Origin of the sequence: Rhizobium sp. P32RR-XVIII (genome assembly GCF_012641395.1) — a bacterium.
Classification (GTDB): domain Bacteria; phylum Pseudomonadota; class Alphaproteobacteria; order Rhizobiales; family Rhizobiaceae; genus Rhizobium.
In genome coordinates, this window is the sequence record NZ_JABAIH010000004.1 from 210,662 (window position 1) to 227,777 (window position 17,116).

At 60.1% G+C, this 17,116-nt stretch carries 18 protein-coding genes and 1 pseudogene; 7 read left to right on the forward strand and 12 right to left on the reverse strand.

The features are described 5' to 3' along the window. Positions 1-132 precede the first annotated feature (132 nt). From HGP14_RS14240 to HGP14_RS14255, 4 genes are all read right to left on the reverse strand, one after another. On the reverse strand, positions 133-1,023 hold the full coding sequence (locus tag HGP14_RS14240; RefSeq protein WP_168830519.1) for a DMT family transporter: 891 nt from the start codon (positions 1,021-1,023) through the stop codon (positions 133-135). Positions 1,024-1,146: 123 nt separating this feature from the next. Continuing rightward, on the reverse strand, positions 1,147-2,289 hold the full coding sequence (locus tag HGP14_RS14245) for a PQQ-dependent sugar dehydrogenase (RefSeq protein WP_168830520.1): 1,143 nt from the start codon (positions 2,287-2,289) through the stop codon (positions 1,147-1,149). A 59-nt stretch (positions 2,290-2,348) separates the two neighbouring features. After that, complete coding sequence (locus HGP14_RS14250) at positions 2,349-3,128, reverse strand: class GN sortase (protein ID WP_168830521.1); 780 nt, start codon at positions 3,126-3,128, stop codon at positions 2,349-2,351. Further along, entirely contained in the window at positions 3,128-3,499 is a 372-nt protein-coding gene (locus HGP14_RS14255; RefSeq protein WP_168830327.1) for a hypothetical protein, read from the reverse strand. Before HGP14_RS14255 ends, HGP14_RS14250 begins: the two co-directional genes overlap by 1 nt. A gap of 354 nt (positions 3,500-3,853) precedes the next feature. Here HGP14_RS14255 and HGP14_RS14260 point away from each other — a divergent pair, with 354 nt between their 5' ends. The 3 genes from HGP14_RS14260 (at position 3,854) to HGP14_RS14270 (ending at position 5,806) form a co-directional block, all read left to right on the forward strand. After that, complete coding sequence (locus HGP14_RS14260; RefSeq protein ID WP_168830522.1) at positions 3,854-5,056, forward strand: pyridoxal phosphate-dependent aminotransferase; 1,203 nt, start codon at positions 3,854-3,856, stop codon at positions 5,054-5,056. 100 nt (positions 5,057-5,156) lie between these two features. Further along, positions 5,157-5,423, forward strand: a complete 267-nt coding sequence (locus HGP14_RS14265; protein WP_168830523.1) for a type II toxin-antitoxin system Phd/YefM family antitoxin — start codon at positions 5,157-5,159, stop codon at positions 5,421-5,423. Beyond that, complete coding sequence (locus tag HGP14_RS14270) at positions 5,420-5,806, forward strand: type II toxin-antitoxin system VapC family toxin (protein ID WP_168830524.1); 387 nt, start codon at positions 5,420-5,422, stop codon at positions 5,804-5,806. The genes HGP14_RS14265 and HGP14_RS14270 overlap by 4 nt, the downstream gene beginning before the upstream one ends. A gap of 24 nt (positions 5,807-5,830) precedes the next feature. On the opposite strand, the gene HGP14_RS14275 is transcribed toward HGP14_RS14270, so the two are convergent. After that, positions 5,831-6,928, reverse strand: a complete 1,098-nt coding sequence (locus HGP14_RS14275) for a calcium:proton antiporter (protein WP_168830525.1) — start codon at positions 6,926-6,928, stop codon at positions 5,831-5,833. A 241-nt stretch (positions 6,929-7,169) separates the two neighbouring features. Here HGP14_RS14275 and HGP14_RS14280 point away from each other — a divergent pair, with 241 nt between their 5' ends. Continuing rightward, positions 7,170-7,454: a DUF2188 domain-containing protein gene (locus HGP14_RS14280; RefSeq protein WP_168830526.1), complete on the forward strand. Its 285-nt coding sequence runs from the start codon at positions 7,170-7,172 to the stop codon at positions 7,452-7,454. Positions 7,455-7,530: 76 nt separating this feature from the next. On the opposite strand, the gene HGP14_RS14285 is transcribed toward HGP14_RS14280, so the two are convergent. Further along, on the reverse strand, positions 7,531-8,445 hold the full coding sequence (locus HGP14_RS14285) for a LysR family transcriptional regulator (RefSeq protein ID WP_168830527.1): 915 nt from the start codon (positions 8,443-8,445) through the stop codon (positions 7,531-7,533). A 91-nt stretch (positions 8,446-8,536) separates the two neighbouring features. Here HGP14_RS14285 and HGP14_RS14290 point away from each other — a divergent pair, with 91 nt between their 5' ends. Next, positions 8,537-9,559, forward strand: coding sequence for an NAD(P)H-binding protein (locus HGP14_RS14290; protein WP_168830528.1), 1,023 nt, complete (start codon positions 8,537-8,539; stop codon positions 9,557-9,559). Here the strand turns inward: HGP14_RS14290 and HGP14_RS14295 are convergent. The 6 genes and pseudogenes from HGP14_RS14295 to trxB all read right to left on the reverse strand — a co-directional run bounded on the left by HGP14_RS14295 (position 9,556) and on the right by trxB (position 15,467). Next, positions 9,556-10,358: pseudogene (locus tag HGP14_RS14295) on the reverse strand (aminoglycoside phosphotransferase family protein). The gene HGP14_RS14290 and the pseudogene HGP14_RS14295 overlap by 4 nt on opposite strands. 72 nt (positions 10,359-10,430) lie before the next feature. Beyond that, complete coding sequence (locus tag HGP14_RS14300; protein WP_168830529.1) at positions 10,431-11,555, reverse strand: alkene reductase; 1,125 nt, start codon at positions 11,553-11,555, stop codon at positions 10,431-10,433. A 28-nt stretch (positions 11,556-11,583) separates the two neighbouring features. Next, positions 11,584-12,750 (reverse strand): MFS transporter, encoded by a 1,167-nt coding sequence (locus HGP14_RS14305; protein WP_168830530.1) that lies wholly within the window; start codon positions 12,748-12,750, stop codon positions 11,584-11,586. Positions 12,751-12,752: 2 nt separating this feature from the next. After that, complete coding sequence (locus HGP14_RS14310) at positions 12,753-13,046, reverse strand: ArsR/SmtB family transcription factor (RefSeq protein WP_168830531.1); 294 nt, start codon at positions 13,044-13,046, stop codon at positions 12,753-12,755. Between the two features lie 526 nt (positions 13,047-13,572). After that, entirely contained in the window at positions 13,573-14,469 is an 897-nt protein-coding gene (locus tag HGP14_RS14315) for a LysR family transcriptional regulator VtlR (protein ID WP_168830532.1), read from the reverse strand. 23 nt (positions 14,470-14,492) lie between these two features. Continuing rightward, a complete protein-coding gene (gene trxB, locus HGP14_RS14320; RefSeq protein ID WP_168830533.1) occupies positions 14,493-15,467 on the reverse strand; it encodes a thioredoxin-disulfide reductase in 975 nt (324 codons plus the stop codon). Positions 15,468-15,697: 230 nt separating this feature from the next. On the opposite strand from trxB, the gene HGP14_RS14325 reads away from it, so the two are divergent. Further along, positions 15,698-16,165, forward strand: coding sequence for an Lrp/AsnC family transcriptional regulator (locus HGP14_RS14325; RefSeq protein WP_168830534.1), 468 nt, complete (start codon positions 15,698-15,700; stop codon positions 16,163-16,165). Between the two features lie 168 nt (positions 16,166-16,333). Beyond that, positions 16,334-17,047: a hypothetical protein gene (locus tag HGP14_RS14330; RefSeq protein WP_168830535.1), complete on the forward strand. Its 714-nt coding sequence runs from the start codon at positions 16,334-16,336 to the stop codon at positions 17,045-17,047. Positions 17,048-17,116: the final 69 nt, after the last annotated feature.

The window sequence follows — 17,116 nt, forward strand, 5'->3', positions numbered from 1 at the left end:
GCGCCATCACCGTTTTAAATTGCCTGCGATACAAATTGTGAGCACATTTTCCCAAACGTACAACGATAGCGCGTTATCGAGAGCATAGAACTTTTTTTCAATTTGCTCGCGAGTCCGCGAGTGGGAAGAGCTTCAGGCGGGCTCGCTGCGCCCCTTGCCAAGTTCAGGCACGACTTCCACTGCCAGCATAGCGGTAAACATCAGCGCACACCCTGCATAGCCGAGCGGAGGCATTGTTTCTCCGAGAAGCAGCGCGCCGAGGGCTGAGCCGAAGAGAGCCTCGGAGGACAGGAATATCGCCGCCTGCGATGGTGTCGTGTAGCGCTGGCCGATCACCTGCAATACGAAAGCGACGCCGGAAGAGAAGATGCCGACATAGAGAATTTCGGGCGCGGCAGCCGTGATTGCTTCCATGCTGATCGGCTCGACCATTACCGCCACGACGAGCGCGCAGATCGCGGTCACTGCGAATTGCATCACCGAAAGTGCGAGCGGCCGTCCCGTCTGCGAAACCGTGGTCCCGGCCAGCGTTATCTGGATCGCCCAGAAGGCGGCGCAGACGACCGTGAGGCCGTCGCCCCGCGTGAGTGCCGAAAGATGCCCGCCGGAAAGCATGTAAATCCCGGTTACTGCCATGGCAGCCGCCGGCCAGATGATCCAGTGGGGAGGGCGGCGCAGGAAGGCAACCGCGATCAGCGGCACGAAGACCACATAGAGCCCCGTGATGAAGCTGGAATTTGTCACGGTCGTCGTCTGCAGGCCGATCTGCTGGGTCGAGGCGCCGCCGAAAAGCGCTAGTCCGATCAGAATATAGAGGCCCATATGACGGCTTGTCGTCTTGATCTTGGCCTTGCGCGCTTCAAGGAGCACGAAGGGCAAGATAGCGACCGTTGCGACCGCAAAGCGCAAACCGATGAACCAGAACGGGCCGATCGCCTTCATCGCCGTCGATTGCGCGACGAAGCCACCGCCCCAGATGGCGGCAGCGAGCAACAGAAGGAGGTTCGCCTGGAGGCGCGTCATGTCAGTCCTGGATGTGGGCAGGGTGTATGGGCGGACGGTTATCAGCTGAACTTCGTTCCGGCAAGGGTGAAGGAGGGCGGTTTCGAATGTCGACGAAATCAACAGCGGCTGTTTGCGCGGCGGCTAGCCGTTCTGGCCGTCTGCGCGCGCGACGCGCAGCAGCGCACCGTCGTCCTCGTCCGTCACCATCAGCAGCGCACCGTCAGGCGCGACGACAATATCCCGGATGCGCCCGTAGGCGTTTTCAAACATCCGTTCTTCCGTGGCGATGGCATCTCCCCCATCACGCTGCATGCGGGACAGCAACTGAAATTTAAGGGCAGCGATCAGAAAGTCGCCATCCCATTCAGGAAACATCTTGCCGCGATAGACGGCGATGGCGCCGGGCGCAATGGACGGATCCCAATAGTGCAGCGGCTGTTCCAACCCTTCCTTGGCCGTGCCCTCGCCAATTTCGGCGCCGGAATAGTCACGGCCATAGGTGATGATCGGCCATCCATAGTTCTTGCCAGGCTCGATCAGGTTGATCTCATCGCCGCCGCGGGCGCCGTGCTCGACGGTGTAGAGCTTGCCGCTGGCCTTGTCGAACGTGATGCCCTGCGGGTTGCGGTGGCCTTTCGTCCAGATTTCCCGGAGCGCCGTTCCATCCGTCCTGAACGGATTATCTGCGGGGATGCTGCCATCCGGATTGAGATGCACGATCGAACCTGCATTGTCCTTCCAGTTCTGCGAGCGATCGCGACTGCCGCGATCGCCGACGCTGATGAAGAGGCTGCCGTCCGGGGCGATGGCGATACGTGAACCATAATGCATGCCGCTGCTGGTTAGCTGCGCCATCGTGAAAATACGCTTCACGTTCTCAAGCTTCATGCCGTCGGCGGCAAGCGTTGCGCTGAACGCTGCGGTGCCTGTGCCGCTTTGATCGCCGATCGACGCCGTGAAATAGAGTGTACGGCTCGTCGCGAAGTCCGGAGCAAGGGCCACGTCCAGCAAGCCGCCCTGGCCGCGGGCGTTGACTTTCGGCAAGCCGGCAATCGGGTCCGAAAGCTTGCCGTCCTTGACGATCCGCATGCGTCCGGGCCGCTCTGTCACCAGATAGGCGCCGTCCGGCATGACTTCGACAGCCCAGGGATGCTCGAGGCCTTCCGCCAGCTTTTCGACGCTGACTGCAAACTCTTTGGTCTCGACCCTGTCTGCCGCCGAGGCGAAGGCGGGTGTTAGGAAAGCAGCAACCAGCGATGCCGCCAATGTCCTGGAGATAGTCATGCCGTTCCCCGTCGCTTCCATTCGTTTTCAACGTGGAGCAAGGGGAGGGTGCTTCAACCTTATTGAGGCGCGGATAACGGCTTTGTGTTTTGCGGTGGGGTGCTACCGGTTGATGTGGTGTCCACCAGTTCCGCCTCAACGGCATAGCGCACCGGTTCTTGCCCTGCGGTAGCGGAAGGCGGGCACGTGGTCAGCAGCAGACGCCGGTCACCGGGCGCGGCATCCGTGGCGATTTCATCGCATCGCACTTTCCGGCTTTCATCGGCCTTGAAGGTCAGCATCGTGCCGTCACGGCGGGTGATCACGATGTTGTCGCCGGGCTTCACATTCTTCAGCCAGCGCAAATGCGTGTCGCTCGAGCCGGCGATCACGGAGGTGCCTTCTTCGCCAAGCTGTGGCGTGTCACGGAGCCAGGCAGGGCCGAAGGCCGAAGCCTCTCCGGAAGCGCCGGATAGCACGATCGTCTTCTTGCCGAGGCGCGGCGCTCTGACTTCCGCGACGGTAGTGAAGTCCGCCCAAGGCCATGGCTTCGCATTCTCGCCGCGCAGCTCGGCAGTAAAGGCGCGCTGCAACAGCATTTGCGAGAGTTCCGCCTTTCCCTTGATGAAGAAACCGTTGGCCACGAGCGCGATGCCACAAAAGGCAAGCCCGGCGATCCCGACGGCAATCATTCTCTCGACTGTCGAAAGTGTTGCGAAAAAGGAACCTTTCCGGGGTGGTTCCGGCATGTCGTAGGCCGTCGCCGCGGCCATTGCCATGGCCAATTCCAGGTAGGTCGGCAGTGGTTCGAACTCGTCGCCTTCTTCATTCCGGCTTCCGCCGCGAGACCTTGGCGGCATTACCTTGCCCTCGCTGTCACTAGACCCTTGACCCGTCTGCGCCATATCGCAAGTGCGCTTGCACCCGTCAGCGCAAGTAGCAGCATTGTCAGGCCGCTCATGATCTGCTCGTCGGCTTCTTTCGCCTTGTGTGACCGCGTCGCTGGAGCGGCGCTGCTGCTGACCAGCGGGGCGGTTACTGGCGTGGCGCCGGAATTCGTTAGCTGCTCGATCGTCTGCGGTTGCGGTGTCTCCTCGGCGGCCCGGGCCGTGGAAAGCAGTCCGGCAACGATGATCACCAGGGCGGCAAAGCTCGTGATCGCAATCAGGAAAGAAATTGAAATGCGAGCGTCGCGAAGCCGCGCCGTCGCCAACTCATCGCCCATAAACATTGGCATACTCTCAATAAACCGATTTTCGAATGGCCGAAGATGAGGCTTCGATCCCGGCGGGCTCGCGACCAAATTGCGGCACGCCCCGTCATTTGTTGCGGCTTATTCAGGGCAGAGATGAAACGGGCGAAGGCCATGATTCCAAAGCAGTAAATACGGATGTCCTGAGAGCTTGGTTCAAGTCAAGTGCAAGATGGAGCAAGCGATGGCTGTAGGATGCGTCAATTGATCAATAAGAATCATTGGCCCCATTACGCCTTTGCGCTTGAAATGCCCTCATTCATTGGACATAGAGCTTAGCGCAGAAATCCTGTCCCGGCCTTCTGCCCCTTTCAACCGTATAGGACCGCTATCATGGCCTTTCTTGCCGATGCTCTTTCCCGTGTGAAGCCTTCAGCCACCATCGCCGTCGCTCAGAAAGCGCGCGAGCTGAAAGCCAAAGGACGCGATGTCATCGGGCTCGGCGCCGGCGAACCGGATTTCGACACGCCCGACAATATCAAGGAAGCGGCGATCGACGCGATTCGCCGCGGCGAAACCAAGTACACGCCGATCTCCGGCATTCCAGAACTGCGCAAGGCGATCGCCGCGAAGTTCAAGCGCGAGAACAATCTTGACTATACCTGGGAGCAGACGATTGTCGGCACCGGCGGCAAGCACATTCTCTTCAACGCCTTCATGGCAACGCTGAATGCCGGCGACGAAGTGATTATCCCGACGCCTTACTGGGTATCCTATCCTGAGATCGTCGCCCTTTGTGGCGGCACGCCTGTTTTCGTCGCGACGACTCAGGAGAACAACTTCAAGCTCCAGCCGGCCGATCTCGAAAAAGCGATCACGCCGAAGACGAAGTGGTTCATGTTCAACTCGCCGTCCAACCCGTCGGGCGCTGCCTATACGCACAACGAGCTGAAGGCGCTGACCGACGTGCTCGTCAAGCATCCGCATGTCTGGGTGCTGACCGACGACATGTACGAGCACCTGACTTATGGCGACTTCAAGTTCGCGACACCGGTGGAGGTCGAGCCCAGCCTCTACGACCGTACACTGACGATGAACGGCGTCTCCAAGGCCTATGCCATGACCGGCTGGCGCATCGGCTACGGCGCCGGCCCGCTGCAGCTGATCAAGGCGATGGACATGATCCAGGGCCAGCAGACCTCGGGCACGACCTCGATTGCGCAATGGGCCGCCGTCGAGGCCTTGAACGGGCCACAGGACTTCATTCCGGCGAACAAGAAGATCTTCGAAGGCCGCCGCGATCTCGTCGTCTCGATGCTGAACCAGGCTAAGGGCATTTCCTGCCCGGTTCCGGAAGGCGCCTTCTACGTCTATCCGTCGTGCAACGGCCTCATCGGCAAGACCGCGCCGTCCGGCAAGGTCATCGAGACCGACGAGGATTTCGTCACCGAACTCCTTGAATCCGAAGGTGTCGCCGTCGTCCACGGCTCGGCCTTCGGCCTCGGCCCGAACTTCCGCATTTCCTACGCGACCTCGGAAGACCTCCTGGAAGAAGCCTGCCGCCGCATCCAGCGCTTCTGCGGCGCCTGCAAGTAGATAACGGCAGCAGAGCCGGCATAGATCGACGCCCGCCGGAAACGGCGGGCTTTTTGCTGTCGGATTTGACAATGTGGCCACAAGTGGCTACATTTGCCGCATGAAGACCGTGTCCATCCGCGATGCCAAGAACAGGCTGACCGAACTCGCCCGTGAGGTCGAGGAAGGGGAGACGATCGTCGTGACGCGAAATGGTCGCCCTGTCTTCGATCTCGTCCCGCACAAGCCGCGCGGTGGTTTGAATTTGGAGGCTGGCCAAGCTTACCTCCGGTCAAGGGGCATTACCAATCCCGTGCCCTTCATAGCCGATGATTTCGATGATCCTCTACCGGAGGATTTTCTCCTCAGGCCTCTGCCTGAGCCATGAGGCTGCTGCTCGACACGCACATTGTCCTTGCGATCCTGCGGAAGGATGTCGGGCAGCGGTTTCCCGATGTCGCAGCCCTACTAAGCGATCCAAAAACAGTCGGCTTTGTCAGTGTTGCGAGTCTATGGGAAACGGCGATCAAGGCAAGGCTGGGCAAGCTCGATCCCGGAATGCCCCTCGAAGATATGGCGCAATCACTTCAGGAAATAGGATTGGCACTCCTCGGGATTGATGTCAGCCACGTCATAACCGCGGCCGAGCCGGAGCCTGACACCCGCGATCCCTTCGACCGCCTTCTGCTCGCCCAATGCCAGGTCGAAGGCCTGCAGCTTGTGACGATCGACCGGGCACTGACGGACCACCCGCTGGCGTTGAAATTTTGATCTGCTTTTGCCCCTGCTCCAGCTTCAAAGCCCTAGCGCCGACAACATCAGGAATGTCGCGAACAGAATGAAATGGGTCATGCCTTCGATGGCGTTGGTTTCGCCGTCGTTGAGGTTGATGGCCGCCGCGATGAGCGTGATCATCACCATGACGGTCTGCACGGGCGTCATCGCCATGATGAAGGGTTGGCCGGTATAAAGCGCAATCGATTCCATCACCGGCACTGTCAGGATGACGGTCGATAGCGAAGCGCCCATGGCGATGTTGACGGTTGCCTGTATGCGGTTTCGCAGGGCCGCCCGCAACGCCGTCAGGATTTCCGGAGCGGCTGAAATCGCAGCAACGACAATGGCGGTGATGGCGACCGGGGCACCGGTATCCCGCAGCCCCTCCGTCATGAAGGCGGACATGAATTCGGCGAGCGCCCCGATGATGATGACGCCGGCCAGGATGGCGGCAATCGATACGGAGGTGGTCTCCTCCGCATGGTATTCATCGGGATTCTCCTTTCTTCGGTCCGCACGCGGGTAGCTGTAGCTGAAGAAATAGCTGTGCTGGCCGACCTGCATGCGCAGGAAGAGGCCGTACAGCGCGATCATGGCGAAGATCGTGAAGGCAGAATAATAGTGCCACTTGCCGGCTGGTACGAATTCCGGAACGATCATGGAAATGCCCATGGCGGTCAGGATCATGACGCCGTAGGTTTTCCCGGAATTATCGTTATAGGGCTGCTCCCCATGCTTCAGGCCCCCGAGCAGTGCCGCGAGGCCGAGGATGCCGTTGATATCGAGCATCAGGGCCGAATAGATCGTGTCGCGCACGAGCGTCGGCGAACCCTCGCCGCTCATCATGATGGCGAGGATGATCACTTCGACGGCCACGGCCGACAGTGTGAGGATCATCGTGCCGTAGGGATCCCCAACCTTCATGGCGAGGATTTCGGCGTGATGGGCAACGCGCATCGAGGCGAGTACGATCATGCCGACCAGAGCCGCCGCGGCGACTAGTGTGATGCCACGGCCCATCTCCGTGATCACGTGCTCGAGTGGGTATGCAGCGAAAGCGACAGCGAGCCCCGCAAGCAGGAACTTCTCGTCTTGAAGGCGTGATGCAATCCTCAAGGTCCCGGCTCCTGCTATGATCCAGTGAAAGATCTAAGTCGATGATTTTCCGGATCAAGCGAATATGCTTCGGGGCTAATTTGCAGTCTGGGGCGTTTAATGGAATACTGACTGCATTGGTCAGCCGGAATAATCGCGGCGCGCCCAGTTTCTCGCCTTGCCGCCGCGATGGCACCGGATGCAGTCCGGACGCATCTGGCTGTTCCTTAATAAGGACTGTTAGGCAAAAAAGGAGAGGCGCATGATCAAGGTGGTTTACGAGGTCGTTCCCCACGACGGTGGCTGGGCTTACCGGCTGGGAGAGGTCTATTCCGAAGCATTCCCATCGCATGCCGAAGCGCTGGAGGCGGCCCGCATCGTCGCGGCCGAACAGCAGGTCGGAGGCGATTCCGCCGAGATCAGCTGGCAGGACGACAAAGGCAAGTGGCACGAGGAATATGCCGAAGGCGGCGATCGTCCGGAGACGGAAGTCGTCGATAGCAGGTGGAAGGGTGGCAGTTCCGCCGATGCTTCTCCCGGCGCCTGAGCTGCAATATCTCAAAGCCTCCGCTCCGCGATCTCGCCTAAGGTGCTGCGACCGCATTCCGGTATAGTGGCCTGCTTCATAGCGGTGGCTTATTGCCGATGGTTCTCTTCAGATACGCCTGCAGCCCCCCGACAAGTGCGTCGAAGGCGACCCGGCATCGCGGCGACGTCTTCAGATTCTCGTGCATGGCGACCCATGCGCTGAGATGCATGTCAAGAACGCCGGGCAAGATGCGGATCAGATCTGGATGTTGGTCAGCGAGCCCTGTCTGGCAGAGGCCAATGCCGATGCCGGCGCGAAGGGCGGCGAGTTGCGCCAGATTGCTGTCCGCCCGGAAGGAAAATTCGATGCTTTCAGCGATCGGAAAACGCTTCATCAGCGTCCGGACATAGGCGGTTTGACGGTCGAAGCCGATCAGGCGGTGAGTTTTCAGATCGTCAAAGCTGTGTGGCGTGCCATAGCGTTCCAGATAGCGCCGGTGGGCGTAGCACGCGAGCGGTATGTCGCCGATATGCCGGACGACCAAGGCATCCTGTGTGGGCTCTGCCATTCGCACGGCGATGTCGGCTTCGCGGTTCAGCAGGTCCTCGATGGCATCCGAAGCGGAAAGCTCTATCTCGAGGTCGGGATACTTCTCCTGCAGAGAGGCAAGGATTGGCGGTAGAACCTCGACGGCAACGACTTCGCTGGCGCTGATGCGAACCGTGCCTGCGACCGTGTCACGCTGGTCCGATGCCGCACGCAGCAGTGCGCTCGACGCGGCAGCCATCGTCTTCGCATAGGGTTCAAGGGTGATGGCCGCATCGGTCGGCAACAGGCCGTTCGGCGAACGGGTGAAAAGCTGCGCGCCGACGGCTTGCTCCAGAGCATCGATATGACGGCCGATCGTCGGCTGCGTCAGGCCCAGTTCGCGTGCGGCGGCCGAAAGCGATCCGAGCCGCAGCACGGTCAGGAACGCCCGGTAGAAATCCCAGCTCGGCTCATCGTTCATACATTTCCGTATATCAGATGCACAAATTTCGTCAATTTTGTTTAGCTGGCTGTCCGGATAGATCTCTTGCAACAGCAGATGGAGATCACGAATGTCCGAACAGAACGATGCAAGGAAGACAGTGCTGGTGCTTGGTGCCACAGGAGGGATCGGCGGTTCCGTTGCGGACAAGCTTGCCGCCCGCGGCTGGCATGTGAGGGCGCTCAATCGAAATGCTTCCAGCGCGGTGAAGGCCCGTCGCTGCTTTGAGTGGGTGCAGGGCGATGCGATGAACGCCGCCGACGTTGCAGGGGCGGCGCAAGGCGTGGACCTCATCGTGCATGCGGTCAACCCGCCGGGTTATCGCGATTGGGAAAAGCTTGTTCTGCCGATGATCGACAACACCATCGCCGCTGCCCATACGGCGGGTGCGCGTATCCTCCTGCCGGGTACGGTTTACAATTTTGGCCCGGACGCCTTTCCGGTTCTGCGGGAGAACAGCCCGCAGCATCCGCTCACCAAGAAAGGCGCGATCCGCGTCGAGATGGAGCGACGGCTGAAAGCAGCTTCCGAACAAGGAGTGGGTGTGATCATCGTTCGCGCGGGCGATTACTTCGGGCCCGGCGCGACCACGAACAGTTGGTTCTCGCAGATAGTCACGCCCGGAAAGCCCGTGACAGCCATCAAGAATCCTTCGCCGGATGGCGTCGGACACCAGTGGGCCTATCTGCCGGACGTGGCCGAGACGATGGCGCAACTCGTCGAGCGTGCCGATCGCCTGCCGCGCTTTGCCGTCTACCACATGGACGGCTTCTGGGATCACGACGGCAAGCAGATGGTCGAAGCGGTGCGGCGCGTCGTGGGCGGCACCGTCAAGGTGAGTGCCTTTCCCTGGTGGATCGTGCCGCTGGCAGCGCCCTTCGTCCGTCTCATGCGGGAGGTGAATGAGATGCGTTATCTTTGGAGGGAGCCGCTGCGCATGGCCAACGACCGCTTGGTCGCCGAACTCGGCTACGAGCCGCAGACGCCGATCGATGAAGCGGTTGGCACGTCACTGATCTCGCTTGGCTGCATGCCCGAGCTGCAGGGCGAGCCGGCGAAAGCGCTACTCTCCCGTATCGAGGCAACCCGTTAAGCGCGCTGCAACTCCGAGAGTGCGATGCAAGCCACGGCGAGGGGGCTTTCGGCCCGGGGGGCCATATCGTCGCCCAGGAACCAGGCGGCCGACAGCCCGGAATAGGCGACGATCCATTTCAGCAGGCGTCTTGGTTCCATGGCGGTTTCGGCGCAGACGATCTGCAGTTGACGCTGCAGCCGGCCCGGCGCGCTGATTGCCGGGAGGTCTTCGTTGGCGAAGATGTTGGCGTAGTCAAAGCCGCGTTCGCCGATAAGGCCTTTTGGGTCGATCGCAAGCCATCCGTCCTCTTCGAAATCAAGGATGTTGCTGTGGTGAATATCACCATGCAGGACGACCGGATCACGCGGATCTGAAAGCAATTCCTCGGCAATCACGCTGCATTCGGCAAGCGTGCCGCCATAGGCTTTCGCGGCAGGCTCCAGTTCCCGGAACCAGCGGCGGAGCGGAATGAGGTCCGGCAGGGGCTTCTTGCGCGGCGCATGCAGCCTTTCGACGGTGTGGCAGATGATGCGGCTTGCTTCATCGTCTTCGCCATCCATCGCCATCTTCAGCAGGGAACGGCCACCGGTCGCCCGCTCAAGCAGGACCGCCTCTTCATCATGGGCATAGACCTTGGCCGCACCGTCGCCGTCCCACCAGTGCATCAGCGCGCCGCCGGCTCTTTCGGCCCCGTCGCGGGCGAGTTTAAGCATTGCTGGCTTGCCGTTCCAGAGGACTGGCAGGAGGTGGCTTGAATGGGTGGGGATCGGCTCGCCGTCCGGCGTCAGCGACCAGCGCCGAGATAGGATTCGAACATGGCCGCATCCTACGGGTATCGGCCGAAAAAGAAATCCCGCCTTTCGGCGGGATTTCGTATCGTGCCCGAACGTCAGGCGGCCTTTTCGACCAGCGGGTAATCGATGTAACCGTTTGGCCCGCCACCGTAGAAGGTGGCCTGTTCCGGCGTGTTCAGCGGCAGGTTCTTCTCCAGGCGTTCCACCAGATCCGGATTGGCGATGAACGGCTTGCCAAAGGCGACGAGGTCGGCGCGGCCGCTCTCGACGGCGTCGATCGCCATGCCGCGGTCGTAGCCGTTGTTGACCATCCAGTTCGCCTTGCCGCCGGCCTTCTCATAGGCCTGGCACAGCGCCTTATAGTCGAAGGCGGGGTTTGCGCCCTGCTTGAAGTCGCGCTCGCCGCCGGTCTCGCCTTCGACGACATGGATGTAGGCGAGGTCGTATTTTGCCAGGCCTTCGACCACGTGGGTGAACAGTGCCTGCGGGTTGGAATCGTAGCTTTCGCACGAAGGCGTGACCGGCGAAATGCGGATCGCCGTACGGCCGGCGCCGATCTCCTTGGTCACCGCGTCAACCACTTCGAAGGTGAAGCGGGCGCGGTTTTCGATCGAGCCGCCATACTGGTCGGTGCGGTCGTTGACGCCATCGCGCATGAACTGGTCGAGCAGGTAGCCGTTGGCGCCATGGATTTCGACACCATCGAAGCCGGCATCAATCGCGGCGCGCGCCGCCTTGCGGTAATCCTCGACGATACCAGGGATTTCCGAGGTTTCGAGGGCGCGCGGCTCGGAAGTGTCGACAAAGGTGCCGGTGCCATCGGCATTGACGAGATAGGTCTTGGCCTTGGCGATACGGTTTGTCGAGGAGACCGGCTTGCCGTCGTTCGGCTGCAGCGTGGTGTGTGAGATACGGCCGACATGCCACATCTGCACGACGATCTTGCCGCCCGCGGCGTGAACGGCGTCCGTCACTCGCTTCCAGCCGTCGAGTGCTTCTTTCTTGTAGAGGCCGGGAACGTCTGCATAACCCTGAGCCTGATGCGTGATCGCCGTTGCCTCGGTGATGATGAGGCCGGCCGTCGCGCGCTGGCGGTAATATTCGACGTTCAGGTCGTTCGGGACTGCCTCCGGCGAGCGGTTACGCGTCAGCGGTGCCATGACGATCCGGTTTTTGATGGCAATGTCGCCAACCTGCGTGGGTTCGAAAAGCTTGGTCATGAAAGTCCTTTCTTGTTTTTGCGGGAGGTCACTCTGCGGGGGCGGGGGCTGCTCTACCCCTGGCAGAGAGATAGGTGAGCGCGGTCGCGCCGAGGCCGATCAGGGCCATCAAGGCAGCCGCAAGCGGAACGCGGGTCATTTCGAAGCCGGTCTCGAGAACCATGCCGCCGGCCCAGGCACCGAGTGCGTTGCCGGTGTTGAAGGCGCCGATATTGATCGTCGAGACGAGGTTCGGTGCATCCTTGCCGAAGCCGACGACGCCGACCTGCAGGGCAGGGACTGCCGCGAAGGTGGCGATCGCCCAGACGAGCAGCGTGATTTCAGCCGGAATGAAGAAGCGGCTCGTATAGCTGAAGGCGATTGACGTGACGGCGATGGCGGCAAAGACACCGGCAAGCGTTATTCCGAGGTTCCAGTCGGCGAGCTTGCCGCCGACGAGATTGCCGATGGTCAGGCCAACACCGATCAGGAACAGCGTCCAGGTGACCCCCTCGGGAGAGAGGCCGGTGACGTCTCTCAGCAGCGGCGCGATATAGGTGAAGAGCGCAAACATCGAGGCCGAGAAGAAGACCGTCGTCGACAGCGCAAGCCAGAGGCGACCGTTGCGCAGCGCCGAGATTTCGGCAAGGAGACTGCTTTGAGCCTCCTCTCTGTCTCTCGGAAGAATGGCGATCAGGCCGAGAATGGTAACAATGCCGATGACGGTGACGACGGCGAATGTCGAGCGCCAGCCATAGGCCTGGCCGATCGCCGTGCCGAGCGGCACGCCGAGGACGTTTGCGAGCGTCAGGCCGGTGAACATCAGCGCGACGGCCCGAGCCTTGCGGTCTTCGCTCACCAGGCCTGCCGCGACGACGGAACCGATGCCGAAGAAAGCGCCATGGCAAAGCGCGGTGACGACGCGCGCAATCATGAGAACCTGGTAATTCGGCGCGATGGCGCAGAGCAGGTTGCCGGCGATGAAGAAGGCCATGAGCGCAATCAGCGCGGTGCGGCGCTTCAGCTTGGCCGTCAAGACCGCCATGACCGGCGCGCCGATCGCAACAGCCAGCGCATAGCCGGTGACGAGCCACCCAGCTTGCGGAATGGTGACGGAGAGATCTGCCGCCACTTCCGGCAGCAGACCCATGATGACGAATTCCGTCGTGCCTATCGCAAAGGAGCTCAAGGCGAGAACGAGAAGGGCGAGGGGCATGATTAAAGATCCTGGGAGAGCTGCTTCAGGAAGGCGGCAATGGTTTCTTCGTTTCGCTTATAGAATATCCACTGGCCGACACGGCGGGTGGTCACGAGGCCGGCGCGATGCAAGACGCCGAGATGCGAGGAGACGGTCGACTGCGACAGGCCACAGCGTTCGAACTGGCTGGCGCAGACGCCCATCTCAAGAGGATGCTCCTGCGACGCAAAATGCTTCTCGGGGTTCTTCAGCCAATTCAGAATTTCCATCCGCGTCGGATGCGAAAGCGCCTTGAGGATCTCGTCTTTGTCCATCGCCTGTGGCCGATCTATAAATCGAAGTTTATCGATATATGGATCGCCGGTTTTCGATATGCAAGTCACGAGGGTGTGAGCTGGAATGATTTGACGCTGTGATTAAATTTTAAGCAAAAAAAGAGGGCCGCCGAAAAATCGGGGCCCTTTAAGGTGTGAAGGTCAAAAACCTCCAGAGGGGAACAGCTAATGCGGTGGCACTGGGAGAGAAGCCACCAAAGTGCATCAGCTACATGCGATATGGTGGTTTATTGGGCAGCTTTCAATGCATTTTTGTGCATGCCTGCTATGCGCTGCACAAAATATGCTGCAACGCAGCGAAATATAGGCAAAAAAAGAGGGCCGCCGAAAGATCGGGGCCCTTATAGGTATGAAGGTCAAAAACCTCCAGAGGGGAACAGCTAATGCGGTGGAACTGGGAGGAAAAGCCACCGTCTGCATCAGCTATGTGCGATATGGTGTTTAAATGAGCAGACGGCAACCCTCTTTTGTGCATGCCAGTCATGCGCTGGGCGCATAGTCCCTGTCAGAAGCTCCAGTTTCTCGCCTTGCTGACGATGAAATCCCGGAAAGCCTTGAGTTTTGCGGCGTTCTTGATCTCGTCCGGATAGCAGAAATAGGTATCGAACGAGGGCACATCTGCATTGATCGGGAGCTGAATCAGCCCGGGGTCGCGACCGACGATGTAATCCGGCATGCACGCGACGCCGATGCCGAGCAGGCAGGCGCGCTTGATCGACGTCTGGCTGTTGATCTGCAGGTGCGGAATTCGCTTGTTATCCGAGGAGCGTCCGGCAACCTCCAGCCAGTTGACGTCAAGCAGGTAGCTGGGCGCCGGTTCGCCGAAGGTGATGATCCGGTGATTGTCCAGATCCTCGACCGTCTGCGGCTCGCCATGCCGGTTGATGTAGGAAGGCGCGGCATAGACGTGCATGTGCACGGTGAAGAGCTTGCGCTGGATGAGGTCGGACTGCTGCGGCTGGCGAAGGCGAATCGCGCAGTCCGCATGGCGCATGTTCACGTCCAGTTCCTCGTTGTCGAGGATGAGCTGGATCTGCACGTCCGGATAGAGTTGCATGAACTCCTGGATCTTGTCGGTGAGCCAGCCCTGGCCAAGCCCAACGGTCGTCGTCACCCTGAGCTTGCCCGACGGCGTTTCGGTCGTCTCGGTGAGCTGCATCTTCACCGTTTCGAGCTTCAGGAGCACGTCGTGGGCTGTCCGATAAAGCAGCTCGCCCTGTTCGGTGAGAATCAGCCCGCGGGCATGCCGATGGAAAAGCTTGGTGCCGACGTCCTGCTCCAGTGCACTGACCTGACGGCTGATGGCGGATTGGGACAGATGCAGTTTATCGGCCGCATGCGTGAACGATCCGGCCTCGGCAGCTGCGTGAAAGATACGCAGCTTGTCCCAATCCAATGGCATCCCCCCACCCCTCATAGCCTGGGTCACTCCGCAGCCATGGCGACGGGCATGTGGCCCGTCAGATATCGTTCGGCTTCCAGAGCGGCCATGCAGCCCAGGCCGGCTGCAGTCACGGCCTGCCGGAAGGTATCGTCCGTCACGTCGCCCGCGGCATAGACCCCCTCCACGTTGGTTGCCGTCGAATCCGGAGCGGTCCAGAGATAGCCGTTGTCCTTGAGCTTGAGCTTGCCCTTGAAAAGTTCGGTCGCCGGCGCATGACCGATCGCCACGAAGACACCGTCGACGGTGACTTCGCTGATGGCGCCGGTGCCGGTATCGCGCAGCTTGGCGCCGGAAACGGATGGTGGCATCGGCGGCTTGGCCGGCGTGCCGGTGATTTCGGCGACTTCGGTATTCCAGAGAACCTTGATGTTTTCCTTCGAGAACAGGCGTTCCTGCAGGATCTTCTCGGCACGGAAGCCGTCACGGCGATGCACGACGGTCACCGACTTCGCGATGTTGGACAGATAAAGCGCTTCCTCGACGGCGCTGTTGCCGCCGCCGACCACGATCACGTCCTTGTTGCGGTAGAAGAAACCGTCGCAGGTCGCGCAGGCCGAAACGCCGAAGCCTTGGAAGTGCTGCTCGCTCTCTATGCCCAGCCATTTCGCCTTGGCGCCCGTCGCGATGATCAGCGTATCGGCGGTCCACACCTGGCCGCTGTCGGTGCGTGCCACAAAGGGCCGCTGGTTCAGCTCGACTTCGGTGACGATGTCGCTGACGATCTCGGCGCCGACGTGCTTCGCCTGCTGCAGCATCTGGTCCATCAGCCAGGGACCCTGGATCGGATCGGCGAAGCCCGGATAATTCTCGACATCCGTCGTGATCATCAGCTGTCCGCCTTGCTCGATGCCTGCGATGAGAACCGGCTTCAGCATCGCGCGCGCCGCGTAGACGGCGGCTGTATAGCCGGCAGGGCCGGAACCGATGATGAGCACCTTGGTGTGGCGGGCGGGCATGAGATTTCCTTTCGACTGACAGGACGCGGCGGCTACTGAGCGAATAAGGCCATTTCGCGATCCCTGGTCATTTATGAACGTCCAGTGCTTTTATTCAAGGGCAGCCGTGCATTACCAACAAGGCATTGCAGGCTCTTGTGCAAGATTCCGTCATGCAGGCGAAACATTCTTGCGTATTCCGCCGCTTTATATAGAAGCTGGCCGGCAGGAATTAAAGAAAGGCCCACTGCGTGGTTCGCGCCGAACTCGACGTCATCGATATAAAGATCCTGAGAGAACTCCAGACCGACGGCCGCATGACCAATGTCGAGCTCGCCGACCGCGTCGGCATCTCGGCGCCGCCCTGCCTTCGCCGCGTGCGCAAGCTCGAGGAAGCCGGCGTGATCGAGGGCTACCATGCGATGCTGAACAGTTCGAAGCTCGGCTTTGACCTCGTCGCCTTCTGTATGGTCGGCCTCAAGCATCAATCGGAAGCCAATCTCAAGGCCTTTGCCGCCGCCACCTCGAACTGGCCGCTCGTGCGCCAGGCATGGATGGTCTCCGGTGACAGCGACTTCCTGCTCCACTGCGTCGCCGAAAACCTGACCCGCTTCCAGGATTTCGTCATCGAGGTGCTGACGGCGAACGAGCATGTGGACACAGTCCGCACCATGCTGACGATCCGGCAGGTGAAGCGCTCAGGGCTGGTCGAGGTGTGAAGGAATTGGATCCTGGCATTGCTGATGCGGTGACGTGACCCCACTTACTTCCTGTTCGTGGCCTTCGTTGTCGAGGAGGCTTGTCTTGATTGAACGAAGCCTTTAATCCACCGAAATGCAGGTGGACTGCGATCGCACTGAAATGGTCTCGACCTATAGGAGTTGCCGTTGGAAAAAGGTGTCATCTACATCGCGTTCGGTAAGCGGTATGTCGACGAGGCCATTTTTTCGGCGCGAAGCATCAAGGCCCTTACGTCGCTGCCTGTCTGTCTCTTCACCGACAGCAGCCTCAAGGAAGCCTGCTTCGACAAGGTCGTCGCGATTTCTCCCGAGCACAAGCGCGCCAAAGTGGACTTCTTGTCCCATTCGCCGTTCGATCGTACGCTCTATCTCGATAGCGATACCGAAGTGAAGCACGACATTTCGGATGTTTTCGATCTTCTGGATCGCTTCGATATCGCCGCGGCTCACGACCATTGCCGCAAGAGCTATCGCTGGGCTTCGAAGATTCCTGCTTACGATACCATTCCCTATGCATTTCCGGAATATAACGGAGGTGTGATCCTTTATAGGAAGAGCCCAGCGGTTTCCGAGTTTCTGGAAAGCTGGCGGACCTGCTTTTATGCAAACAGGGAAGCGACCAACGGCCAGGATCAGGCATCCTTTCGCGTTTCCCTGTGGAACAGCAACCTGAGAATTCATACGTTGCCCGCCGAATTCAATATCAGAAACGAACATCTTCGTGAGCGGATACTGAAGATGGCGCAGGAACCCGGAAACGAAACGCTGTTGAAGCCGCGGATCTTCCATTGGCATAAGCTCAATAAAAAACCGAACCTCCTTTCGCGGCTCAAAAGTCGCTACAGGCCCATGCAGTACTAGGATGGTGATCTAAAGTACTTTCGTTGGGAGCGGCCGGATCATCGACCGGTGCGTTAAACCTAAGATCGT